The organism is Nocardia sp. NPDC050408 (genome assembly GCF_044458905.1).
Taxonomy (GTDB): domain Bacteria; phylum Actinomycetota; class Actinomycetes; order Mycobacteriales; family Mycobacteriaceae; genus Nocardia.
The window spans coordinates 738,292-759,970 of the sequence record NZ_JBITIL010000001.1 but is presented as its reverse complement, the minus strand read 5'-3'; the positions used below and the strand labels follow the sequence as shown (position 1 = coordinate 759,970).

Genomic DNA, 21,679 nt, shown 5'->3' with positions numbered 1-21,679 from the left:
CTGCGGAGTTCGGCCCAGCACTGCGGAGTTCGGCCCAGCACTGCGGAGTTCGGCCCAGCACTGCGGAGTTCGGCCCAGCACTGCGGAGTTCGGCCCAGCACTGCGGAGTTCGGCCCGGCACTGCGGAGTTCGGCCCGGCACTGCGGACCGCCAGCGGGGCCGACGGTCCGCAGTGACCTATGCGAAATCCGTTATCCGAGAACCGGATAGTTGGCGCGGATCACCGACCGCGGGTCGCGCGCCCGCTTGATCTCCCGCAACCGCGCCAACGTCGACGAGTCGAATGCCGCGGCGGCCGTCTCCTCCGGCGTGAGGAAGGTGTAGGGCTTGAGTCCGCTGATATGCGCGCCGATGGCGTCGACAATCTCGGCACGCCTGGCCTTGACGGCCGCCGCGATATGCGGAAGGCCGAGTCCCAATGCGTAGAGCAGATAGGGCTCGGTGACCGGCCCACGCGCGCCACCGTCCGCGCGCGACCTGGCGAATGCGCCGCCGAGATGGCGGATCTGGATATCGACCAGCGGTGCGACCGGCTCGTCGAGCAGGGTCTTCACAACCGCGTCGCCGAGGTCGGTGAGCAGTTCGGCGCGCGACAGCGCCGGGCTGGGATCGGTTGGCTCCGTGGTGATTTCACCGAGATTCGCCACCGACAGCGCGCCGCGCTTATCGGCGAGCGGCCCGTCGATCGTGTCCAACCGGGTCAGCAGCGACCGGCCTATCTCGGGATCGCCGAGGTAGGCGACATCCAGCGCGACCATCGGCGGCGCATCCGGGAACTGGAACCGGTGCAACCACACCGACAGTTCGTCGGGTGCGTCGGCGGTGATCTCCTGGAACGCCTCGAAGACCTCCGCCGTGCGCGCGCCATGCCACATCACCCGCCCGCCGTAGAGCCCCGGAGCCGGGAAGAGGTCGAATTCGAGTGCGGTCACCACCCCGAAATCGCCACCGCCACCACGCAATGCCCAGAACAGTTCCGGATCGTCGGCGGTCACCCGCGTCCGCGTGCCCTCGGCGTCGACGATCTCGAAGGCGCGCACCGCATCCGAGGCCCAACCGTATTTGCGGCCGAACCATCCCAGCCCGCCGCCGAGGGTGTATCCGGTGACGCCGACCACCGGGTTGCTGCCGGCGAGTCCGGTCAGTCCGTGCGCCGCGGCCGCGGCCTGTACCGCGCCCCAGTTCGCGCCAGCGCCGACCTTCGCCACCCGCCGCTCGGCATCGATCTCGACGCTGTCCAGTCCCTCGGTGCGCAGCAGAATCGCGTCCTCGATGCCGCCCGCGGCGCCGTGCCCGGTCGGCTGCGCGACCACCTGTACTCCGGCCCGGCTCGCATGCGCCACTACCGCCGCGACGTCATCCGCGTCACTTGCCCGCACTACCGCGGCGACCGGCTGGGTAACCGTCAACGTCCACGGCCGCGCCGCCGCCTCGTAGCCCTGGTCGCCCGGCACGAGTACCCGGCCGGGTAGTTCAGCGCGCAGATCCTCGAATGTCATTGGTAGGTCCTCACTTCGCAGTTGTGCCTGCAAGAACTGCGGCCCGTGGATCGTGCCGCGACTACCCCAATGACGAAATAGGAGCGGTAAATGTAACAGCGGCCGCCCGACTTTCTCGGACGGCCGCTGCGAAATCAAGTTTTATCAGGCCCGTCGTCGGACTCGACGTCCTTCTTGTCGACCCGGGCGATACCGGGTTCGGTGCCCTCGTCGGCCGCCTGATCCGGCTCCGGATGGTCGGGCTCGAAGGTCGCGGGCAGGCCCTTGATATGCCGGTTCATCGACCGCACCAGCAGGACGGTCCCGGCGAGCAACAACAGAATGATCACCAGACCGAGCGGCGACGCCTTGCCGAATTCGGGTCCGGTTGGCGTGCCGGGAGATTGCGCGAGGAAAACCAACATCACCGGTGCTCGTCTTCGATACCGGCGAACAGATCGGTCTCGGGCAGCGTGGAGTCGACCCTGGACTTGGCCAGTTCGAATTCCTCGGTGGGCCACAGCCGCTGCTGCATTTCCATCGGAATCGCGAAGAACGCGCCGTTGGGATCGATCTGGGTGGCGTGCGCGCGCAGGGCGTCATCGCGCTGCGGGAAGTACTTGGCGCACTCGATCTGGGTGGTCACCCTGGTCATGCCGTCGGGGCGGCCCTGGCGGTAGGCGCGGGTGCGTTCCAGCCACTCCTGCAGCGGGAACGGCTCACCGATGCGCTCGTATTCGGCGGCGAAGACATCCAGGCGGGCCATGGTGAAACCGTGGTCGTAGTAGATCTTCAGCGGTTGCCACGGCTCGCCCGCATCCGGGAAACGGTCCGGATCGCCGGCCGCCTCGAATGCGGCCATCGACACCTCATGGCAGCGGATGTGATCGGGATGCGGGTAGCCGCCGTTCTCGTCATAGGTGGTCATCACATGCGGCTTGAATTCGCGCACCACGCGGACCAGCGCCTCGACGGCCTCCTCCAGCGGGACCAGCGCGAAGCAGCCCTCGGGTAGCGGTGGCAGCGGATCGCCCTCGGGTAGGCCGGAGTCGACGAAACCGAGCCAGGTCTGGCGCACGCCGAGTGCGGCGGCCGCGGCCTCCATCTCCTCGCGCCGGATCTCATCGATCCGGTCCAACACGCCGGGGGTATCCATTGCCGGGTTGAGGATGCTGCCGCGTTCGCCGCCGGTCAGCGTGACGATGAGGACATCGTGGCCCTCGTCGGCATACCGTGCGGTCGTCGCGGCACCCTTGCTGGATTCGTCGTCGGGGTGCGCATGAACCGCCATGAGCCGCAAGCCACTCACGTCTCGTCCACCTCATCAACCACCGTCATACCTCGTACTCTCCGCCGCCGGGGTCCGATCTGCCTGTCCCTATAGTTCCATTCGACAGACTTTTGTTCCGACGTACCCCCCGGAGTGAGACGGCATGAGTGAAACGCCCGGTGACACGCCGATCGACCGACGTGCCGACCGGTACGGAACCACGCCACGCCCGACACGCCGCTGGATTCCGTTCGCACTGGGTGCGGTCGTGCTCGCCGCGGGTCTCGGGGTCGCCTACGTCGGTTACCAGAAGTACGGACCGGAGGATATCGACGCCGAACAGCTCGGCTACACCGTGGTCGACGACTCCACCATCTCGGTCCATCTCAAGGTCACCCGCAAGGATCCGCAGCAGCCGGTGGTGTGTTTCGTGCGCGCGATGGCCAGGGACGGGTCCGAACTGGGCCGTCGCGAGGTGCTGATCGAGCCGTCCGGCAGCGGCACCGTTGAGCTGACGACCATTGTTCGCGCGTCGGCGCGGCCGGTGTCGAGCAGCATCTACGGCTGCAGCGATGACGTGCCGAAGTATCTGCGGGCGGGTTGACCCCGGGCAATAAACAACCGAGGCATCCACAAAATTAACGCCGACCTGCATGTTTGTGATTCATGCTAAAATGGCGTGATACACGGTTCCGGGGCTCGGAGCCGTGTTTGCTGCATTGGCGGCCAGCGCTGTGAGTTCCGGGTTAGTGAGTTTGCCGGACCTGAAGCCTGTCGGGGTTCGATGAACTTCCCCAGGATGGCACTAGCCGTCGGCTGGTGCGTGCCCGCCCCCTGTGGGCACTGCAGCGGATCAGGGAACCCGGCCTCGGTCGGGAACAACTACTAGGGAGTGATCGAGATGACTGAGACGCAAGTGACTTGGCTGACCCCGGAGTCGCACGACAGGCTCAAGGGTGAACTCGACGCGCTCATCGCCAATCGTCCGGTCATCGCCGCCGAGATCAACGAGCGCCGCGAAGAGGGCGATCTCAAGGAAAACGGCGGATATCACGCCGCGCGTGAAGAGCAGGGTCAGCAGGAGGCGCGCATCCGGCAGCTGCAGGAGCTGCTGAACAATGCCAAGGTCGGCGTCGCGCCCACCAAGTCCGGCGTCGCCTTGCCGGGTTCGGTCGTCAAGGTCTATTACGACGGTGACGAATCCGACACCGAGACATTCCTCATCGCGACCCGCGAAGAGGGGCTCAACGATTCCAAGCTCGAGACCTACTCGCCGAATTCGCCGCTCGGTGGCGCGCTCATCGACGCGAAGGTCGGTGACACCCGTGAGTACACGCTGCCCAACGGCAAGACCATGAAGGTCACGCTGGTCAGCGCCGAGCCGTACCACAGCTGATCGCAGGCCCGAAGCCAAGAAGAGCGGCCGCATCCGAGAAGTAAGGATGCGGCCGCTCTTCGTTTCCATATCTAGTTCGCCAGCGCCTGCTCGACATCGGCCAGCAGATCGCCGACATCCTCGATGCCGACCGAGAGCCGCACCAGATCGTCCGGCACCTCCAGTTGCGAGCCCGCGGTGGAGGCGTGCGTCATGGCGGCCGGATGTTCGATCAGCGATTCCACACCGCCGAGCGATTCGGCGAGGGTGAAGATCTTGGTGCGCGAGCAGAACTCGTGCGCCGCATCCTTGCCGCCGCTGAGCCGCACCGAGATCATGCCGCCGAAGCGCTTCATCTGCTTATCGGCGATGGCGTGGCCCGGATGCTCGGCCAGGCCGGGGTAGATGACCTGCGAAATGGCCGGATGCCTGGTCAGGAATTCGGCAATGGTCTCGGCGTTGTCGCAGTGCCGATCCATCCGCACCGCGAGAGTTTTGGTGCCGCGGAGGGTGAGGTAGGCGTCGAACGGGCCGGGCACCGCACCCGCACCGTTCTGCAGGAAGGCGAATGCCGCGTCGAGTTCCGGATCGTTGGTGATCAACGCACCGCCGACGACATCGGAATGCCCGCCCAGGTACTTGGTGGTCGAATGCGTGACGATATCGGCGCCGAGCAGCAGCGGCTGCTGCAGGTATGGCGTGGCAAAGGTGTTGTCCACCACCAGTTTCGCGCCCGCGATATGCGCGACCTCGGCCAGCGCCGGAATATCGCCGATGCTCAGCAACGGGTTGGTTGGGGTTTCGATCCAGATCAGCTTGGTGTTCGGGCGGATCGCGGCGCGCATCTCGTCGACATTGAATACGTGCGCGGGCGAATGCTCGATGCCCCACTGGCTGAAGACCTTGTCGATCAGCCGGAAGGTGCCGCCGTAGGCGTCGTCCGGGATGACGATGTGGTCACCGGGGCGCAGCGTCGCCCGCAGCGCACAGTCGGTGGCAGCCATGCCGGAGGCGAATGCGCGTCCGTAGCGGCCCGATTCGAGCGCGGCGAGGTTCGCCTCGAGCGCGGTCCTGGTCGGGTTGCCGGTGCGGCCGTATTCGTAGCCGTCGCGCAACCCGCCCACCCCGTCCTGGGCGAACGTCGAACTCGCGTAGATGGGCACGTTCACCGCACCGGTCCGTGCTTCGGGTTCGTATCCGGCGTGCACGGCTCTGGTGGAGAATCCCAGCTCAGCTTTGTTGATTGCTCGCTCGCTGCGCTCACTCATAGCGTCAGCCTAACCCCGGGCGATCGGCGGGCTATCGGCCGGATCATCGGTTGTGCCCGAACCCGGCTTTCGGCGCGGTGACGGCGGTAGGTTGAGCTTATGCTGAGCGTTGATGAATTGTTCGCGATCGATGCCCTGTTGACCGAGGACGAGCGCGAGATCCGCGATACCGTCCGCACGTTCGCGAACCATCGGTTGCGGCCGCAGATCGCGGAATGGTTCGAGGCCGGGACTTTTCCGGCCCGTGAGCTCGCGCCGGAACTCGGCAATATCGGGTTGCTCGGCATGCACCTGGAGGGTTACGGGTGCGCGGGCCTCTCGGCGACCGCGTACGGTCTGGCCTGCCAGGAGCTCGAGGCGGTCGATTCGGGTGTGCGCAGCATGGTTTCGGTGCAGGGTTCACTCGCCATGACCGCGATCCACAAGTTCGGCTCCGAGGAGCAGAAGCAGCAGTGGCTGCCGGATATGGCGGCCGGGCGCGCGCTCGGCTGTTTCGGACTCACCGAACCGGATTTCGGCTCGAATCCGGGTGGCATGCGGACCAGGGCCAAGCGTGACGGCACCGACTGGGTGCTCAACGGCTCCAAGATGTGGATCACCAATGGGTCGGTCGCCGATATCGCGGTGGTGTGGGCGCAGACCGAGGACGAGGGCAAGCAGGTGGTGCGCGGCTTCCTGGTCCCGGCGGACGCGCCCGGATTCACTGCGCGCGAAATGCATCGCAAATTGTCGCTGCGCGCGTCGGTGACCGCGGAGCTGGACTTCGACGATGTCCGGCTGCCCGCCGATGCGGTGCTGCCGCAGTCGCGCGGCTTGAGTTCCCCACTCGCCTGTCTGAGCGAGGCGCGCTTCGGCATTATCTTCGGCGCGCTCGGCGCGGCACGCGACTGCCTGGCCGCGACCATCGAATACGCACGGACCAGGGAGGTATTCGACAAGCCGCTGGCCGCCTACCAGCTGACCCAGGCGAAGCTCGCCGATATGGCGCTCGAGTACGGCAAGGGCCAGCTGCTCGCGCTGCAGATCGGCAGGTTGAAGGATCGCGGCGAGGTGCTGGCGGAGCAGATCAGCGCGGGCAAGTTGAACAGCACCCGGGAGGCCATCGCCATCGCTCGCGAATGCCGAACCATTCTCGGCGCGAACGGCATCACACTGGACTATCCGGTGCTGCGGCATGCGAACAACCTCGAGTCGGTGCTCACGTACGAGGGCACGGCGGAGGTGCACCAGTTGGTGCTCGGCAAGGCGCTCACCGACTCGAATGCATTCCGGTAACAGCCTTGCTGTCCGGTCGGCCGCTTGAATGAAACGTGACATTTCATAGCTGCTGCCCGGTTACCAGCACCGGCAGATGTCTTCGCTCGGCCCCGCGGTGCTCGAAGTGTCGGCACGGAAGAACTTTGAACCGGTTGGTGCCTTGGCGGGAGTAGTCGTCCTGGATGGGATGGTCGGGTTGCGGGACCTGGCCGCGGGCGGCTTACTCGGTTTATCCAGAGTTGTTGGTGGGCGGCGTCTTCGCGGCCGCGTTGGTAGGCCTGGGCGAGCTCACCGCCCCCGCTCCACATCTGCGAATCCTGGTGCTCGACTGGCACATTCACCATCGCAGACTGGTCGCCCTACTTTCACAACCCGGATTACACCGCGTAGAGAACATTGTTACTGCCTGTCATCGCGGTGCCATCTCGGCGTCACCGAATTGCCAAGGGACGAGGCGCAAGCTATATCGCATCGAAATGTCCGTGGAGGTACACGATGCACGCGCTCTTACCCGCCGCCTCGAACTCTTTGGGAGCCAACCATGTTCGTGCGTAGTTACGCCCCGATCATCGAGGGCGCCCGAGCACTGCCGGATCAACGCGAATTGGTCGCCGCCTTCGGCGGACATCCGATCGAGGCGGGGCAGAATCATCCACTCATTCCGCTGGCGCACGCACTCGCCGACCTGCACCGGCAGCGACACGGCGATCCGCTCGCCACGGCCGGAATAGATTGCCGCCGAGCCGAACTCGTCTCCACCATCGATACCTGGGTGATCACGCGAGTGCCGCAGCGGCAGTCGACCGCGCATATCCGCGCCGAATCCATCGGCGCGACCATGGATCGAATGGCCGCCGCCTACGTGCACGCCAGCCACCTACTGCATACCGCCGAGAAGGTCTCCGACGATCGCGTGCACGCCGCCTGGTACCGCCTGGCCCTACTCGCCGATCAGTGGACCGACCTCATAATCGGTGCCGCCCAAGACAACTCGCGCCCGCGCCGCACCGCGTGAGATCAAGATCAGGTGGTACTGGTGGCGAGGCTTCTCGACCAATGCCGCCATAGATTCCACCTGATCTCGATCCAGGTCGGGGTTAGATGGAGCCCGTGCTGAGGAAGCCGAGTAGGTCGTGGCGGGTGATCACGCCGACGGGTTTGCCGTCCTCGACGACCATCAGCGCGTCGGTATCCGACAGTGCCTTGGTTGCGGCCGAAATCGGTTCACCCGAACCGATCAGCGGGAACGACGGGCTCATATGCTGGGCGACCGAATCCGTCAGGTGCGCACGGCCTTCGAAGACCGCCGACAGTAGATCCCGCTCGGTCACGCTGCCCGCGACCTCGCCAGCCATCACCGGCGGTTCGGCGCCGACGACCGGCATCTGCGAAACCCCGTATTCGCGCAGGATCTCGATCGCATCGCGCAGGGTCTCCGACGGGTGGGTGTGCACCAGATCCGGCAGCGCGCCCGACTTACCGCGCAGCACATCGCCGACCAAGGGCTCCGCCGCGCCGTCCATCCGATCACGCAGGAACCCGTAGGAGCTCATCCACTGGTCGTTGAAGATCTTGGACAGGTAGCCGCGGCCGCCGTCGGGCAGCAGCACGACCACGAGCGCATCCGGATCGCGGCGGGCGACCTCGATGGCCGCGATCACCGCCATACCGCAGGAGCCGCCGACCAGCAGGCCCTCCTCACGCGCGAGTCTGCGGGTCATATCGAAGGAATCGGCATCGGAGACGGCGATGATCTCGTCCGGCACGGCCGGGTCATAGGCCGAGGGCCAGAAGTCCTCGCCGACACCCTCGACCAGGTACGGCCGACCGGTGCCGCCGGAGTACACCGAACCCTCGGGGTCGGCGCCGACGATCTTCACCTTGCCGCCGGAGACCTCCTTCAGATACCGACCCGCACCGGTGATGGTGCCGCCGGTACCGACACCCGCCACGAAGTGCGTGACCTTGCCGTCGGTATCGCGCCAGATCTCCGGGCCGGTGGTCTCGTAGTGACTGTCCGGGCCGCCCGGGTTGGAGTACTGATCCGGCTTCCACGCGCCGTCGATCTCGCGGACCAGCCGGTCGGAGACGCTGTAGTAGCTGTCCGGGTGGTCCGGGGGCACCGCGGTCGGGCACACCACGACCTCGGCTCCATAGGCGCGCAGCACGTTGCGCTTGTCCTCACTGACCTTGTCCGGGCAGACGAACACGCACTTGTAGCCGCGCTGCTGCGCCACAAGCGCGAGTCCGACACCAGTATTGCCGGAGGTCGGCTCGACAATGGTGCCGCCGGGCCGCAGTGTGCCGGAGGCCTCGGCCGCCTCGATCATCTTCACGGCGATGCGGTCCTTGGAGCTACCACCCGGATTCAGATATTCGATCTTGGCCGCGACAATGCCGGCGTTGGACCCCACCACCGAATTCAATCGAACCAGCGGCGTATTGCCGATGAGGTCAACGACGTGATCAGCGATGCGCATGCCCCTATCGTTGCAGAAGGGGTCGGTATAGGTGCGCGCGCGTCTAGCGCGACAAATCGCACATGACCGTGATCACTTCCCTAGGATCGCAAACATGAAGCAGCCGAACATCGCTCGCGTCGCGACAGTTCTGGCCGGAGCGGCAGTGGCCGTCGGAGTCGTCGGGACCGCGCCCGCCCAAGCCGCGACCGTGCAATTCCCACAGGTGCCGACGCTGGCGCATGGCGGCCTCTGCTGGACGACCATCCGCACCTGGGCCGATACCAGTGCGCAGTGGCCGGGCCGGGCCGTACTGAATGTGCGCGCGGATCCGGCAGTGGGTCTCGGGCCCGGTGGCTATCCGCTGGCTCCGCTGTGCGAGGTCTACACCACCGTCTCCTGGCGCAATCTGAACACCGGTGCGACGGGCAGCTACGACAACAACGTGGTCACCGGCCTCTACGGCAGCATTCAGTACGCCCTGTTCCAGGACACCGGTCCCGGGCGCGTCGAGGTCACCGTCACAACCGATACCGCGAGCCTCCCCGCGCACGCGTGGTTCGACGTTCCCGGCGACCCACCCGCCTGAGCCGCGCCCAAGCCGGACCACACTGCGTCGAATTCGGCGCACCGCCCGGCTGCCGTAGCGGCGTGAAATCGGTAAATTCGTTCGAGTGAGTGCTCCTCGCATCGGGTGGAAGACGGCGGCAGTTACGGGTGCCGCGACGGTAGTGGCCGGTTCCGGCGCTGGGACCGCATGGTGGGCAACCTATCGACTGCTCATGGCACAGGCTGGGGTCGCGCGCGGGGTCATCGGACGCGATACCTCGAAACCGCCCGAGGCCGACGGCGTTTACACCGCGGGCTGTCTCGCGCCGCAGCCGTGGCGCACCGGTCTGCATGCCGACGTGCATCTGATGATCTTCGGCGATTCGACCGCGGCCGGGGTCGGCTGCATATCACCCGAGGAAGTTCCGGGCGTGCGCATCGCCCGCGGCCTGGCCGAGGCCACCGGGCAGCGAATCCGGTTGAGTACCAAGGCCATATCCGGCGCGACCTCGAAGGGCCTGTCCGGACAGGTCGACGCCATGTTCATCGCCGGTCCGCCGCCGGATGCCGCGGTCATTCTCATCGGCGCCAACGACGTCACCAAGAAGCACTCCATCCGCGCCTCCGCGGGCCGGCTCGCCGCCGCCGTTGCCCGCCTGCGCCGTTCCGACAGCATCGTGGTGGTCGGCACCTGTCCGAATCTCGGCACCGTCGTGGCAATTCCACAGCCGCTGCGGACCGTGGTGCGAAACTGGAGCGTCCGCTTGGCCCGGGCGCAATCCGTCGCGACCACGGTGGCCGGTGGCATCCCGGTGGCAATGGGTGATCGGCTCGCTTCGGAGTTCCGTGCCGCACCCGAGCAGCTGTTCTCCGAGGACGGATTCCACCCCTCTGCGGCGGGCTACGAACTGGCGGCCGCGCTGTTGCTCCCGGTCCTGATCGAGGCACTCGAGGAGACGACCCCGGGTTCCCGCCCAACAGGACGCGACGTAGATTCGATTCGAACGCACAAGTAACAAACGGTTCGAAGACCGCGTTTCGGACACCGTCCTGGCGCACCCTGACCGTCCGACAAAGGAGTCCTCATGCCTGAGGCCGTCATCGTTTCCTACGCTCGCTCGCCGATCGGCCGCGCCGGAAAGGGCTCGCTGGTGAGCATGCGGCCGGACGACCTCGCGGCCCAGATGGTCCGTGCGGCCCTGGACAAGGTTCCCGCGCTCGACCCCACGCAGATCGACGATCTGATCCTGGGCTGCGGCCAGCCCGCCGGTGAGGGCGGTTTCAATATGGCCCGCAGCGTTGCCGTGCAACTCGGCTACGACACCCTGCCCGGCGTTACCCTGAACCGCTACTGCTCCTCCTCGCTGCAGACCACCCGGATGGCATTCCACGCCATCAAGGCCGGTGAGGGCGATGTGTTCATCTCCGCCGGTGTGGAGACGGTGTCGCGCTTCCCGAAGGGCACCGCCGACGGCTGGCCGGACACTCACAACGCGCTGTTCGGTGAGGCCGAGGCCCGCACCGCCAAGCGCGCCGAAGGCGGCGCGGACGTGTGGACCGATCCGCGCGCGACCGGGATCCTGCCCGACGTCTACATCGCCATGGGCCAGACCGCCGAGAACGTCGCCCAGTACACCGGTATCACCCGTGAAGAGCAGGACCATTGGGGCGTGCGCTCGCAGAACCGCGCCGAGGAGGCCATCAAGTCCGGCTTCTTCGAGCGGGAGATCACCCCGGTGACCCTGCCCGACGGCACCATTGTCACCACCGACGACGGCCCGCGCGCCGGCACCACCTACGAGAAGATCTCACAGCTCAAGCCGGTGTTCCGCCCGGACGGCACCATTACCGCCGGTAACGCCTGTCCGCTCAACGACGGTGCCGCCGCGCTGGTCGTCATGAGCGACACCAAGGCCAAGGAGCTGGGCCTGACCCCGCTGGCGCGCATTGTCGCCACCGGCGTTTCGGGCCTGTCCCCCGAGATCATGGGCCTCGGCCCGATCGAGGCGGTCCGCAAGACCCTGAAGCACGCCAAGATGACCATCGACGACCTCGACCTGTACGAGATCAACGAGGCATTCGCCGTCCAGGTCCTCGGCTCCGCCCGCGAGCTGAACATGGATCTCGACAAGCTGAATGTGTCCGGTGGCGCCATCGCCCTCGGCCACCCGTTCGGCATGACCGGCGCCCGCATCACCGCCACCCTCATCAACAACCTCCAGACCCAGGACAAGCAGTTCGGTCTGGAGACCATGTGCGTCGGCGGCGGCCAGGGCATGGCCATGGTCATCGAGCGCTTGAGCTAGTTTCCCGGCACGAATTGGGCCGCGGCCACCGGGATTCCGGTGGCCGCTTTCGTCTGAGATTCGGCACCGCACACTAAAAACAAAGGCGGTCACCGGCGTACCGGTGACCGCCTTCGCGCTGATCGGGCTAGTCGTTGTTGAAGTAGCTCAGCAGCCGCAGGATCTCGATGTAGAGCCAGACCAGGGTGACGGTCAGGCCGAGGGCGACGCCCCAGGCGGCCTTCTCCGGGGCCTGGGCGCGGATGAGCTGGTCGGCGGCGTCGAAGTCGAGTAGGAAGCTGAAGGCGGCGACCGCGATCACGACCAGGCTGAAGACGATGGCGAGCGGGCCGCCGTCACGCAGGCCGAGGCCGCCGTCGATGAAGAAGCTGGCGATCAGGTTGCCGACGATCAGGACCAGAATGCCGATCATCGCGCCGAAGATCATCCGGGTGAAGCGCGGGGTCACGCGGATCGCGCCGGTCTTGTAGACCACGAGCATGCCCGCGAAGACGCCGAAGGTGCCGAGCACCGCCTGCGCGATCATGGCACTGCCGCCGACGCCACCGAATTCGATATTGGTGAACATGAATGACAGCGCGCCGACGAACAGACCCTCGAAGACCGCGTACGAGAGCACGATTACCGGGTTGTCCATCTTCCTGGCGAAGGTCGCGACCAGCACCAGCACGAAGCCGATCAGGCCACCGCCGATGACGAACAGCGGCGCCAGTGCGGTGTTCGCGTTGGTCAGGCCGTAGGAGACGATCGCCGACAGCGCGAGCACACCGAGTGTGATGGCGGTCTTGGTGACCACATCGTCGATGGTCATGGCCCGGGTGGTCGGGGCCTGCTGATATTGGGGGTACTGCGGGTACTGCTGGGTCGTCTGGCCCACGCCCGTCACCCCTGACCCGAAGTTGGCATAGCCACTGCCCTCTTGCCGAGGGAGCTGTCTGAAAACCGGATTGCTAGTGGTGCGCACCGTGAATGCCTTTCTGGAGTCGTGGCTCACGTCGCCGTGGCCGTCAGTCCCGAGCCGTCTCATGCGAGCCGGTCGCTCGATATCCAACTAGGTTGTCCAACGTGTATCGATCCGGCCGAGTTCCCGAGCGACCCTTCGGTACGGACAAATCGGACTCTACTACCGCTGGACGTCGCGCAGTCCACGCACGGATCGCGTCACCGTGAATTTCCGATTGCGACCGATCACCTCGGTCTGGCCGACCATGCGCTGGACCACACCGCGATAGTTCAGATGTGAGTTGTAAACCGTCCACAGCTCGCCGCCGGGACGCAGTACCCGACCGGTTTCGGCGAACATCTTTATCGCCGAACCGGTGTGCACGGCGGCGCCGACGTGAAACGGCGGATTGCACAGCACCAGATCGGCGCTGTTGTCGGCGGCCGAGGACATGGCGTCGTCGCGTACCACGGTCACCCGATCGGCGACCTCGTTGACCTCCGCCGTCGCCCGTGCCGATGCCACCGCGGCGGCCGACTGATCGGTGCCGACCACCCGGATGCCGGGTCGCGCCTTGGCCAGCGCGACCGCCAGAATGCCGGTGCCGCAACCGAGATCGATGGCATCGCGAGCATCGGGTTTCATCCACTTGAAATGCTGCAACAGGAATCGGGTTCCGATATCCAATTTGGCGCCGGAGAATGCGGCACCGTGCGCGACCACGTCGATATCGATATCGTCGATCCGCTCACGTACCGGAAATGGCGGCGCGGCAACAGGTTTCGGCCCGCTCACCAATAGCGTGCGGGACTTCTGCCGACCTCGACTCGCGCGCACCTGCGAGAACGATTCGGCCAGTACATCGTTCATGGACTTGGTCAGATACTTGTCACGCCCGCCCGCGAATACGACTACCTCCGGATCCGCATAGCGGGCGATCGCGTCGGCGACCTCGGTGAGTCCGGCGAGCATGCGCGGTAGTCGCAACAGCACGACTTCGGCGTCGGCGAGCAACTCCTTGGAAAGCGCATGTGCCGCATAGCGGTCCGCGAGACCGAGCGCGCGGGCATTGTTGGCCAAGGCGAGTTCGCCGGTGAGCAGGTCCTGATGGACCCGCACATCGCGCAGCTCGTGCCCGGCGATCGCGCCGAGGGTGAGTGCGCCGTAGGCGTCGCCGATCACGGCGATCCGGCCGCTGCCAGCGGCATCGATGGCCTCGGCGGCGGCGTCGAGAATCAGCCGGTCGGCAGCATCCACGGCGTAGAGGTTCAGTGCCTCTACATCCGGATACCGCCGCAGTCGGCCAAGTACGTCCTCGACATCTCCCACACCTCAAGTGTGCTAGATCGTTGCCGATGGATCGCGGCCACCCCGGCATGTCGGCGACACTCCGATACCAAACACCCGGTCATCGCAAATCCCCGACGGCGCAGGGCGCGGCCAATACCATCGGCCACATGCGTAACAGGATGGTGCTGCTGGTCGCCGCCGCGGCGACAGTGCTCGTCGCCTGCGGCGACGGCGGATCCAGCTCGAACACCACGACCGCCGCGCCGACCACGACCGGCACATTCACCGATGCGCCCGACACCGTGCCGCGGGATGCGCTGCCCAAGCGAGGCACTCCGTCCGGCGACGCGGGCGTGACCGTGACCGATATCCGGATCGGGCACCACGCGGGCTTCGATCGGGTGGTCTACGAACTCAGCGGCGCGGGCACGCCCGGCTGGATCGTGCAATACACCGGGCAGGCCATCCAAGACGGGAGCGGCAAGGTCGTCGATGTCGCGGGCCGCTCGATTCTGGAGGTACAGATCACCGGGTCGGCGTATCCGTTCGACAATGGCGTGACGCCGTATTCGGGTCCCGATCCGGCCACCGATCCCAGCGCGCCGGTAGTCGCGGGGGTGTACCGGAGTGGCGTCTTCGAGGGCACGACCCAATCATTCGTCGGGGTGAATGCCGATCGCCCAGCCTTCGAGGTCAGCACACTGACCAATCCGACTCGACTGGTCATCGATATCGCGGGTACCTAGCCGTGCCCGATACGGCCAGGGGGTATCGAAGCTTGCCCTGGGGCGCTCTCTAGAATGATGCTGTGGTCGAATCGCAGCCGCCTTCGCGCACTACCGGGCTTGTCCGGATGCTAGGCGTGTTGGTGCTGCTCGCAGGCGTTGTCGCCATGCACGCCGGAGTTTTCGTGGTCGCCCCCGCCGACGACGACCACCACATGGTGGCGACCATGGCGCTGCCCGTCGACCACCATGCGACCGCCGGACCGGACTGCACCGATGACGGTTGCGGCCACGCACACGGCGGCATGCACGCCTGTGTCTTCACCCTGACCGCCGCTGCGGTCGCCCTGATGCTCGTCCTGCTCTACTGGATCACCCTCGATCGACCGGGTGGCGGTGTGTCGAAACCGCGCCAGTGGCGGCCGATACGCGAACGCGCACCACCGTGGACCGTGCTGTCACTGGCCGAATTGTCGATTCTGCGGATCTGACAGGCCCACCGCGCCCGTAACCGCGGACGCGGCTACCGCCTGCTCGAGAACGTTCATTTCGCAATTCCTCAGGAGCACAGACATGTTCATCACCCGTAGCCGAATCACCATCGCCATTGGCGCGACTACCACCGCCGCAGCGCTTTTCGCCGGAGGTTGTAGCAATGACAACTCCACGCCCGGTATGGATCACGGCTCGTCGTCGAGCCAGACCAGCTCCGGAAAGCCCGCTGCCCGAAGCGATTTCAACGACGCCGACGTGACCTTCCTGCAGATGATGTACCCGCACCACGCGCAGGCGGTCGAAATGGCGCGACTGGTCCCCAGCCGCACCCAGAACGAGCAGGTGCGCTCGCTCGCCGCGGGTATCGAACAGGCGCAGTCCCCGGAGATGGAGCAGATCACCACATTGCTGGAGAGCTTCGGTAAGCCCGCGCCGAGCACGGCCGGGCACGGCGGACACAGCATGGAGATGCCCGGCATGACATCAATGCCTATGACCACAATGCCCACCACCTCGAATATGCCGGGCATGATGTCGAACGAGCAGATGAACGCGCTGGCAGCGACTTCCGGCGCCGATTTCGACCGGCAGTGGATGCAAATGATGATCGAGCACCACATCGGCGCGATCACCATGTCGAACACCGAACTCGCCAGCGGTATCAATCCGGATGCGAAGGCGCTGGCCACCGCCATCGTCGCCGCCCAGCAGTCCGAAATCGGCACCATGCGCGGGCTGCTCGGCCAGCGCTGACGCGGCGTCGCGGAGCACGCCGCAACGTACGCGATCCGGTGTGCTCCGCACCGACCGCACGGTCGGTGACCAGTGGTTTTTCGGCCGTTCGATATCGGTTGGTCATCGATACCGGTCCGGTCGGCTGACGTCGACGGTCGCGAGCAAGTACGGTCTTTAGGTCCGGCTTTCCACGCGCCTCCAGCGGCCGGATGTTCGGAGGGGAGAGAGGGGAAACCGACATGCGACGACTAGAGCGGACCGGCCTCGTCGCTGCTGCGGCGGCCACCGCGGTGGGCGTCCTGACCATCGGCGCGTGCTCGAAGCAGATCAATGGCAGCGCGCAGGTCAACCAGACCGAGCTGGCCGCCTACGCTTCAGAGGTCACGGCATCGTCGGTGGCCGCATCCTCCTCACGCGCGGCGGCGGCCGAACGCGCGGCGGGCACCGCGTGCGACACCTTCACCAGCGCGAACAGCAGCTCGATCCATACCTTCAACGACTACATCGACGCGAGCAATAGCAAGGGCGTCAACGATCCGGAGACCAACGCCAAGGCCAATGACGCCGTCACCGCGCTGCGCAACAACGCGCGCACCATCGACTCGAAGATGACCTCCGATGTGCCGCTGGCCGTCGCGGGTCCGCTGCGCAGCTACCGCGACGACAGCAACGCCCTGGCCGACACGCTCGATCGGCGCGCGCCGACCGATACCCTCAATGCCGCGATCGATAAGTTCAACGCCACCAAGAACGTCGCCGAGGATGCGTGCAAAGCCTACTGACGCAGGCTAATTCTGGTGGGCGCGGTTGAAGAAGCCTTCGAGCAGTTCGTGGTTCCGCCGGTCGACTTCGCCGCATCGCCGGTGTGGCACAGGGGCATTCACCGGAGCTGATCTCGGCCGAGCGCGTCGGTCCGGTATCGAATCGCGGCTGAGCGAGGACGCCACCCGACGAGCGGCCCGCGGCGCTGAGCGCCGAAATCGGCAGATGCCAACGGCGGCAATGGTCGCCGAGGAACTACGTCGAGGAACTATGTCGGGGGATGAATCAGGCGCCGGGCGGGACGGTCGATTGCCAAGGTGCGGGCTGGTCTGAGGTGCGCGGCTGCGGGCGGCGGCGCTCGACGAGCACGAGGGCGATACCGGTCAGGGAGGCGGCGAGGGCGACGAGCGCGAAGATGAATGCGGTACCGGGAAAGCCGAGAACACCGATTACCGCGGCGGCGATCGCGACGAGTCCGCCGATGATCAACAGGATGAATCCCGGCCAATTTCTGGCGTCCGCCAACGTAATTCCCGGCTGGGTCTCGGTCGCGCGGGCGATATCCGGAGCGTCGTCGAGCGGGGGAATTTCCCACGGCCCTTCCGCTGTCATGGTGCTACCTCACATTTCGGTGTCAGGCTGGGTGCTTATGCCTGATGCCTATAAGGTGCCCCCGACGTGGTGATCCGAAACAGGCAGGTCGGCTAACCGACGGTGCGGCCGCACACTCGTGCGAACGCACGAGTGAGATCGTTGGCCGGGCCCTGCGGGGGATCGGCGCACGCCAGGCGACGATCTGATCGGATAGCACGAGAAGTGCACCGCGGGCGGTGATTCCGACCCGCTCCGGCCAGTCCCGCGCTTCGATCAACACCGCAGGAAGGGGTCGGAGCAGACGGTCGGCAACCTGCCTGCGGATGAACCGTCGGGTCAGCGGCTTTGGAAGGCGGTGCGGTAGGTGTGCGGGCTGGTGCCGACCACCCGTTTGAAGCGGTCACGGAAGGCTGTGGGCGAACCGAAGCCGACCTGGGTGGCGATGCGGTCGACCGGATGGTCGGTGGCTTCGAGCAGGTATTGGGCTTGGCGAATGCGGGCGCGATGCAGCCATTGCAGCGGGGTGGTACCGGTCTGTTCACGGAAGCGCCGGTTGAGCGTGCGCGGACTCATACCGGCTTGGGCCGCAACATCTTCCAAGGTGATTGCGGTCGCGGCGTGCTCCTCCAGCCAGCGCAGCAGCGGTTCCATCGACGCACCCTGCGGCGTCGGCGGCTGGTCGTGCACGATGAACTGCGCCTGTCCCCCTTCGCGTTCCAATGGCATGACCGCGAGGCGGGCGGCGTCGGCGGCAACGGCGGAGCCATGATCGCGCCGAATCATGTGCAGGCACAGGTCGATACCGGCGGCCGCACCCGCGGAGGTGAGGAATTGACCGTTGTCGACGTAGAGCACATCGGGGTCGACATCGATGGCGGGATAGCGGGCGGCGAGGGTCGGGGCGGCGAGCCAGTGTGTGGTGGCGCGCAGTCCGTCGAGCAGACCGGTGGCGGCGAGGATAAAAGCGCCGACGCAGATGGAGGCGATGCGGGTGCCATTGGCCGCAGCCGTGCGCAGGGCCTCGATGACCTCGTCGGGGACCGCAACAGTGGGGTCCGCGCATCCGGGTAGGACGATCGTGTCGGCCTCGGCCAGTGCCTCCAATCCCCAGCGAGCCTTGATGGTGAACAGTTCGGTCTCGACGGTCGGCGTGGTCGCGCACACGCGGACCCGGTAGGCGGGGCGGCCGTCGGGTAGGCGGCTGCGGCTGAAGGATTCGATCGGCGTGGAAAGGTCGAAGGGCAGGACCTGGTCCAGTGCGAGGACGGCCACGGTGTGCATGCGGCTACCGTAGGCCATCGGTAGCTTTTCGCCAATGCTTGTGACCTGCGGCATTACATGTCTTTGCAGATCAGCCCCATTGGCGAGAATCCGTTGACATATGGCAATTCCGCCAGTTCCCGCGCCGCTCGGCGATCATTACCGTCAGCAGCACCGACAACATGAAGGAGCCGATACGGTGCTCGCCCAGTTCGTACTATTCGACGGATTCGACCCGCGCATCGCGAATGCGGTTGAGAAACTCATCGCCCCCGAGCGCCGCGGCACCGTCTGGCGCAATACCGGCCACACCCCCGCCGTCTGAGCGCCGCCCGTGACGAAACTTCTGCTCTCGCTGCATGTTCTGGCTGCCATCATCGCCATCGGCCCGGTAACGGTGGCGGCCAGTATGTTCCCCGCGACCGTCCGCCAGGTCCAGGCCGACCCGCACCGCTTGGCCATCGCCGGCAACCTGCACCGCATCTGCAGCGTCTACGCCACCATCGGCCTCGCCGTGCCGGTCTTCGGGCTGGCCACCGCCGCCAGTCTCGGTGTCCTCAGCGATATCTGGCTCACCGCATCCATCGCTCTGACCGGCGTGGCCGCCGGCATCCTCGCCCTGGCGATCCTGCCCGACCAATCCCGCATCCTCGCCGCCCTACCGCAAACCATCCCCGCCACCGCCCAATTGGCCATGCTCACCGGCATATTCAACCTCCTGTGGGCGGTGGTCACCGTCCTGATGATCGTCCGCCCCGGTTCGACGACCGGGGCGTGACCCGCTACTGGACTTCAAGACACAAGGACGACTTTGCCGGTGACGGTGCCGGATTCGGCGAGCTCCATAGCGCGTGCAGCCTCGACCAACGGGATACGAGCGGCCACCTGCGCACGCAAGCTGCCCGCCGCGGCCAACTCGAATACCGCGCCGAGATCCGCCGCGATCGCGGCGCGGAACCGGGTACGGTCGCGCTTTCCCGCCCAGATATTGAAGAAGTGCGCATTCCGCTTGTTGGGCAACAGGTTCCACCAGATCAGTCGGCCCACCAGCGCGAGCACCGGAAGACGTGAGTTGCCCGGATCATTCTTGGTGACCGCGGTGCCATAGGAGACCAGCGTGCCGTGCGGCGCGAGCAGGCCGAACGAGTCGACGATCCCGGGACCGCCGACATGATCGAAGACGGCGTCGACCCCCTCCGGTGCCAGCACCCGAACCTGCGCCACCACATCGCCGCGGTAGTCGATCGGCTCCGCGCCCAGCGCCGCCACGGCTTCGGCATGCCGTGCGGACGCCGTACCGATAACCCGAATACCGGCATGGCGGGCGAGCTGGACCAGCGTCGAGCCGACGCCACCATTTGCGCCGTGCACCAGAATGGTCTGGCCCGCCCGAACCTTGGCGATGCGATGCAGCATCTGCCATGCGGTAATGCCGTTCACGACAAAGGTCTCGGCCGCCGCGGGATCCAGCCCATCGGGGACCGGAACCAGATCGGCTGCCGCCAGCACGATATGACTCGACCAGCCCCCGACCTTGGTCAATGCGGCGACGCGTCGGCCGAGCAATGCCGGATCGACGCCGGCGCCGATCGCGGTGACCGTGCCGACGAGGTCATAGCCGGGCACGAATGGGAACGGCGGCTGGTCGTAGTACTTCGCGCGGCGCATCTGCTGTTCGGCGAAGGAGACGCCACTGGCCTCGACGGCGATCATGGCCTGACCGTCGGCCGGTGCGGGCAGCTCACGGTGGGTGACCTGCAAGCCCGCCGCGTCGACGGGGCCGGGCAGGAGAATCTGGGTTGCCAGGGTGGTCATGGGTTTACCTTTCAGAGTGAGTGACTGAACAGTCACTCCACGGTTGAAAAAAAGCGCCCCCGCAGGGGCGAGGCGTCAGGGCTGCAATAACTTCGAATTGTCCTCATTTCGTCGGGTCGACATGCCGGATACCGGCACTCAGCATTCGCGCCCAGTCGGTATCGAGACCGTCGAGCTCGAGCGTGGTGATCAGATGACAGAGTTGGCCGTAGGCGATAAAGCGCTGCACCGCCGCATCGTCGGCGCCAGAGCGCCTCTTCGCGAAAGTCGTCACGCGCTCGAGCCCGCGGCGCACCGCCTCGGCGACCTCCGGAATATCGACCGCGGATTGCGCGTGCACCTGCAGCAGCAACAGATTTCGATCGGCGATCAGCTCCGCATATGCCCCACCCATTTCGTGCAGGATTGCGTCGGACGCGGCGCCATCGGCCCGCGCGGCACCGGCGGACAGCGCTCGCTCCACGAGCTCGTAGCACCGGTCCAGCGCCGCGACGAACAGCGCGATCTTGCCGGGAAACAGCTTGAAGACGTAAGCGGGTGAGATATTCGCGCGCGCCGCAACGGTATTGATGGGCGTCCCGTGATATCCGGTCTGCGCGAATTCCGCGATCGCGGCATCGACCACCGCCTCGCGCCGGATCTCCGACGTAGAAAGAACAACACCGCGCCTACTCATGTGAGTGACTATACACTCACTCTCCTCGCTTCCGTCAACCCTCAGGTTTCGTCGGACCAGCGCTGAACCCAAACCTGAAGCGGCTCGAGGGATTCGACCAGATCGCGGCCGTCGGCCGTGAGTCGATAGCCCTTCGAATCGGTCTCGACAATGTTCACCTCGCGCAATTCGCGTAGCCGATCGTTCAGGACGCTGGCCGACACCCCGCCGGTCAGACTCTGCAATTCGCGGAAGGTGACGCTCGCACCCTCGCGTAATTCCCACAGCACCCGCAGCGTCCAGCGCCGTCCGAGCAGATCCAGCAGCGCCATGATCGGACGGCCGGTGCGCGAACCGCGCACGGGCTTGCCGACCAGCGGAGCCTTGCTTGCTTCGGATTCCGAAGCTACCATTGGCATCGTCCTTGCTCTGTTTTTCGAAGC

The 21,679-nt window shown here is 66.1% G+C and carries 25 protein-coding genes; 13 read left to right on the top strand and 12 right to left on the bottom strand.

Features of this window, described 5'->3' with window-relative positions:
• Nucleotides 1–191: 191 nt before the first annotated feature.
• The 3 genes from ACIBJI_RS03290 to mca form a co-directional block, all read right to left on the bottom strand.
• Nucleotides 192–1,499, bottom strand: coding sequence for an FAD-binding oxidoreductase (locus tag ACIBJI_RS03290; RefSeq protein WP_397082858.1), 1,308 nt, complete (start codon nt 1,497–1,499; stop codon nt 192–194).
• Between the two features lie 134 nt (nt 1,500–1,633).
• Complete coding sequence (locus tag ACIBJI_RS03285; RefSeq protein WP_364341380.1) at nt 1,634–1,903, bottom strand: hypothetical protein; 270 nt, start codon at nt 1,901–1,903, stop codon at nt 1,634–1,636.
• Nucleotides 1,903–2,769: a mycothiol conjugate amidase Mca gene (gene mca / locus ACIBJI_RS03280; RefSeq protein ID WP_364341378.1), complete on the bottom strand. Its 867-nt coding sequence runs from the start codon at nt 2,767–2,769 to the stop codon at nt 1,903–1,905. The genes ACIBJI_RS03285 and mca overlap by 1 nt, the downstream gene beginning before the upstream one ends.
• A gap of 142 nt (nt 2,770–2,911) precedes the next feature.
• On the opposite strand from mca, the gene ACIBJI_RS03275 reads away from it, so the two are divergent.
• The gene (locus ACIBJI_RS03275) at nt 2,912–3,352 is read left to right on the top strand and encodes a DUF4307 domain-containing protein (protein ID WP_364341309.1); all 441 of its coding nucleotides are present in this window, start codon (nt 2,912–2,914) and stop codon (nt 3,350–3,352) included.
• Between the two features lie 297 nt (nt 3,353–3,649).
• Nucleotides 3,650–4,144, top strand: a complete 495-nt coding sequence (gene greA / locus ACIBJI_RS03270; protein WP_040695247.1) for a transcription elongation factor GreA — start codon at nt 3,650–3,652, stop codon at nt 4,142–4,144.
• Nucleotides 4,145–4,215: 71 nt separating this feature from the next.
• On the opposite strand, the gene ACIBJI_RS03265 is transcribed toward greA, so the two are convergent.
• Nucleotides 4,216–5,391 (bottom strand): cystathionine gamma-synthase, encoded by a 1,176-nt coding sequence (locus ACIBJI_RS03265; protein WP_364341306.1) that lies wholly within the window; start codon nt 5,389–5,391, stop codon nt 4,216–4,218.
• Between the two features lie 99 nt (nt 5,392–5,490).
• Between ACIBJI_RS03265 and ACIBJI_RS03260 the strand changes: the two genes are divergently transcribed.
• Together ACIBJI_RS03260 and ACIBJI_RS03255 are read left to right on the top strand one after the other, a co-directional pair.
• Nucleotides 5,491–6,666, top strand: a complete 1,176-nt coding sequence (locus ACIBJI_RS03260; RefSeq protein WP_364341303.1) for an acyl-CoA dehydrogenase family protein — start codon at nt 5,491–5,493, stop codon at nt 6,664–6,666.
• Nucleotides 6,667–7,189: 523 nt separating this feature from the next.
• On the top strand, nt 7,190–7,663 hold the full coding sequence (locus tag ACIBJI_RS03255) for a DUF4254 domain-containing protein (protein ID WP_364341301.1): 474 nt from the start codon (nt 7,190–7,192) through the stop codon (nt 7,661–7,663).
• Nucleotides 7,664–7,745: 82 nt separating this feature from the next.
• Here ACIBJI_RS03255 and ACIBJI_RS03250 read toward each other — a convergent pair whose 3' ends face one another.
• On the bottom strand, nt 7,746–9,128 hold the full coding sequence (locus ACIBJI_RS03250; RefSeq protein ID WP_397082855.1) for a cystathionine beta-synthase: 1,383 nt from the start codon (nt 9,126–9,128) through the stop codon (nt 7,746–7,748).
• 94 nt (nt 9,129–9,222) lie between these two features.
• Between ACIBJI_RS03250 and ACIBJI_RS03245 the strand changes: the two genes are divergently transcribed.
• From ACIBJI_RS03245 to ACIBJI_RS03235, 3 genes are all read left to right on the top strand, one after another.
• Nucleotides 9,223–9,696 (top strand): hypothetical protein, encoded by a 474-nt coding sequence (locus ACIBJI_RS03245; RefSeq protein ID WP_396957248.1) that lies wholly within the window; start codon nt 9,223–9,225, stop codon nt 9,694–9,696.
• An 85-nt stretch (nt 9,697–9,781) separates the two neighbouring features.
• A complete protein-coding gene (locus ACIBJI_RS03240) occupies nt 9,782–10,672 on the top strand; it encodes an SGNH/GDSL hydrolase family protein (RefSeq protein WP_364341295.1) in 891 nt (296 codons plus the stop codon).
• Nucleotides 10,673–10,741: 69 nt separating this feature from the next.
• A complete protein-coding gene (locus tag ACIBJI_RS03235) occupies nt 10,742–11,962 on the top strand; it encodes an acetyl-CoA C-acetyltransferase (RefSeq protein ID WP_396957249.1) in 1,221 nt (406 codons plus the stop codon).
• Nucleotides 11,963–12,089: 127 nt separating this feature from the next.
• Here ACIBJI_RS03235 and ACIBJI_RS03230 read toward each other — a convergent pair whose 3' ends face one another.
• Both ACIBJI_RS03230 and ACIBJI_RS03225 read right to left on the bottom strand, forming a co-directional pair.
• Nucleotides 12,090–12,926, bottom strand: a complete 837-nt coding sequence (locus ACIBJI_RS03230; protein ID WP_364341290.1) for a Bax inhibitor-1/YccA family protein — start codon at nt 12,924–12,926, stop codon at nt 12,090–12,092.
• Nucleotides 12,927–13,085: 159 nt separating this feature from the next.
• Nucleotides 13,086–14,234 (bottom strand): methyltransferase, encoded by a 1,149-nt coding sequence (locus ACIBJI_RS03225; protein WP_364341288.1) that lies wholly within the window; start codon nt 14,232–14,234, stop codon nt 13,086–13,088.
• Between the two features lie 128 nt (nt 14,235–14,362).
• Here ACIBJI_RS03225 and ACIBJI_RS03220 point away from each other — a divergent pair, with 128 nt between their 5' ends.
• From ACIBJI_RS03220 to ACIBJI_RS03205, 4 genes are all read left to right on the top strand, one after another.
• Nucleotides 14,363–14,941: a hypothetical protein gene (locus tag ACIBJI_RS03220; RefSeq protein WP_397082853.1), complete on the top strand. Its 579-nt coding sequence runs from the start codon at nt 14,363–14,365 to the stop codon at nt 14,939–14,941.
• 62 nt (nt 14,942–15,003) lie between these two features.
• Nucleotides 15,004–15,411, top strand: coding sequence for a DUF6153 family protein (locus ACIBJI_RS03215; RefSeq protein WP_397082851.1), 408 nt, complete (start codon nt 15,004–15,006; stop codon nt 15,409–15,411).
• Nucleotides 15,412–15,493: 82 nt separating this feature from the next.
• Complete coding sequence (locus ACIBJI_RS03210; RefSeq protein ID WP_364341282.1) at nt 15,494–16,168, top strand: DUF305 domain-containing protein; 675 nt, start codon at nt 15,494–15,496, stop codon at nt 16,166–16,168.
• A 221-nt stretch (nt 16,169–16,389) separates the two neighbouring features.
• On the top strand, nt 16,390–16,932 hold the full coding sequence (locus tag ACIBJI_RS03205) for a hypothetical protein (RefSeq protein ID WP_397082849.1): 543 nt from the start codon (nt 16,390–16,392) through the stop codon (nt 16,930–16,932).
• 265 nt (nt 16,933–17,197) lie between these two features.
• On the opposite strand, the gene ACIBJI_RS03200 is transcribed toward ACIBJI_RS03205, so the two are convergent.
• A complete protein-coding gene (locus ACIBJI_RS03200) occupies nt 17,198–17,524 on the bottom strand; it encodes a hypothetical protein (RefSeq protein WP_397082847.1) in 327 nt (108 codons plus the stop codon).
• 318 nt (nt 17,525–17,842) lie between these two features.
• Nucleotides 17,843–18,787, bottom strand: a complete 945-nt coding sequence (locus ACIBJI_RS03195) for a GlxA family transcriptional regulator (protein WP_396957251.1) — start codon at nt 18,785–18,787, stop codon at nt 17,843–17,845.
• A gap of 100 nt (nt 18,788–18,887) precedes the next feature.
• On the opposite strand from ACIBJI_RS03195, the gene ACIBJI_RS03190 reads away from it, so the two are divergent.
• Nucleotides 18,888–19,091 carry a hypothetical protein gene (locus ACIBJI_RS03190; RefSeq protein ID WP_396957252.1) on the top strand — a complete coding sequence of 68 codons (204 nt, stop codon included), beginning with the start codon at nt 18,888–18,890 and terminating at the stop codon, nt 19,089–19,091.
• Between the two features lie 9 nt (nt 19,092–19,100).
• Entirely contained in the window at nt 19,101–19,544 is a 444-nt protein-coding gene (locus ACIBJI_RS03185) for a hypothetical protein (protein ID WP_397082845.1), read from the top strand.
• Between the two features lie 14 nt (nt 19,545–19,558).
• Here ACIBJI_RS03185 and ACIBJI_RS03180 read toward each other — a convergent pair whose 3' ends face one another.
• The 3 genes from ACIBJI_RS03180 to ACIBJI_RS03170 all read right to left on the bottom strand — a co-directional run bounded on the left by ACIBJI_RS03180 (nt 19,559) and on the right by ACIBJI_RS03170 (nt 21,649).
• Nucleotides 19,559–20,581 carry a medium chain dehydrogenase/reductase family protein gene (locus ACIBJI_RS03180; RefSeq protein WP_397082843.1) on the bottom strand — a complete coding sequence of 341 codons (1,023 nt, stop codon included), beginning with the start codon at nt 20,579–20,581 and terminating at the stop codon, nt 19,559–19,561.
• 103 nt (nt 20,582–20,684) lie between these two features.
• A complete protein-coding gene (locus ACIBJI_RS03175; protein ID WP_396957254.1) occupies nt 20,685–21,257 on the bottom strand; it encodes a TetR/AcrR family transcriptional regulator in 573 nt (190 codons plus the stop codon).
• A 41-nt stretch (nt 21,258–21,298) separates the two neighbouring features.
• Nucleotides 21,299–21,649: a helix-turn-helix domain-containing protein gene (locus ACIBJI_RS03170; RefSeq protein ID WP_364341266.1), complete on the bottom strand. Its 351-nt coding sequence runs from the start codon at nt 21,647–21,649 to the stop codon at nt 21,299–21,301.
• Between the last annotated feature and the right edge of the window lie 30 nt (nt 21,650–21,679).

What these genes read in the sequence shown, in the direction of transcription:
- ACIBJI_RS03290 (WP_397082858.1), bottom strand. Translation starts at nt 1,499, where the DNA reads ATGACATTCGAGGATCTGCGCGCTGAACTACCCGGCCGGGTACTCGTG.
- ACIBJI_RS03285 (WP_364341380.1), bottom strand. Translation starts at nt 1,903, where the DNA reads ATGTTGGTTTTCCTCGCGCAATCTCCCGGCACGCCAACCGGACCCGAA.
- mca (WP_364341378.1), bottom strand. Translation starts at nt 2,769, where the DNA reads ATGGCGGTTCATGCGCACCCCGACGACGAATCCAGCAAGGGTGCCGCG.
- ACIBJI_RS03275 (WP_364341309.1), top strand. Translation starts at nt 2,912, where the DNA reads ATGAGTGAAACGCCCGGTGACACGCCGATCGACCGACGTGCCGACCGG.
- greA (WP_040695247.1), top strand. Translation starts at nt 3,650, where the DNA reads ATGACTGAGACGCAAGTGACTTGGCTGACCCCGGAGTCGCACGACAGG.
- ACIBJI_RS03265 (WP_364341306.1), bottom strand. Translation starts at nt 5,391, where the DNA reads ATGAGTGAGCGCAGCGAGCGAGCAATCAACAAAGCTGAGCTGGGATTC.
- ACIBJI_RS03260 (WP_364341303.1), top strand. Translation starts at nt 5,491, where the DNA reads ATGCTGAGCGTTGATGAATTGTTCGCGATCGATGCCCTGTTGACCGAG.
- ACIBJI_RS03255 (WP_364341301.1), top strand. Translation starts at nt 7,190, where the DNA reads ATGTTCGTGCGTAGTTACGCCCCGATCATCGAGGGCGCCCGAGCACTG.
- ACIBJI_RS03250 (WP_397082855.1), bottom strand. Translation starts at nt 9,128, where the DNA reads ATGCGCATCGCTGATCACGTCGTTGACCTCATCGGCAATACGCCGCTG.
- ACIBJI_RS03245 (WP_396957248.1), top strand. Translation starts at nt 9,223, where the DNA reads ATGAAGCAGCCGAACATCGCTCGCGTCGCGACAGTTCTGGCCGGAGCG.
- ACIBJI_RS03235 (WP_396957249.1), top strand. Translation starts at nt 10,742, where the DNA reads ATGCCTGAGGCCGTCATCGTTTCCTACGCTCGCTCGCCGATCGGCCGC.
- ACIBJI_RS03220 (WP_397082853.1), top strand. Translation starts at nt 14,363, where the DNA reads ATGCGTAACAGGATGGTGCTGCTGGTCGCCGCCGCGGCGACAGTGCTC.
- ACIBJI_RS03210 (WP_364341282.1), top strand. Translation starts at nt 15,494, where the DNA reads ATGTTCATCACCCGTAGCCGAATCACCATCGCCATTGGCGCGACTACC.
- ACIBJI_RS03205 (WP_397082849.1), top strand. Translation starts at nt 16,390, where the DNA reads ATGCGACGACTAGAGCGGACCGGCCTCGTCGCTGCTGCGGCGGCCACC.
- ACIBJI_RS03200 (WP_397082847.1), bottom strand. Translation starts at nt 17,524, where the DNA reads ATGACAGCGGAAGGGCCGTGGGAAATTCCCCCGCTCGACGACGCTCCG.
- ACIBJI_RS03195 (WP_396957251.1), bottom strand. Translation starts at nt 18,787, where the DNA reads ATGCACACCGTGGCCGTCCTCGCACTGGACCAGGTCCTGCCCTTCGAC.
- ACIBJI_RS03190 (WP_396957252.1), top strand. Translation starts at nt 18,888, where the DNA reads ATGGCAATTCCGCCAGTTCCCGCGCCGCTCGGCGATCATTACCGTCAG.
- ACIBJI_RS03180 (WP_397082843.1), bottom strand. Translation starts at nt 20,581, where the DNA reads ATGACCACCCTGGCAACCCAGATTCTCCTGCCCGGCCCCGTCGACGCG.
- ACIBJI_RS03175 (WP_396957254.1), bottom strand. Translation starts at nt 21,257, where the DNA reads ATGAGTAGGCGCGGTGTTGTTCTTTCTACGTCGGAGATCCGGCGCGAG.
- ACIBJI_RS03170 (WP_364341266.1), bottom strand. Translation starts at nt 21,649, where the DNA reads ATGGTAGCTTCGGAATCCGAAGCAAGCAAGGCTCCGCTGGTCGGCAAG.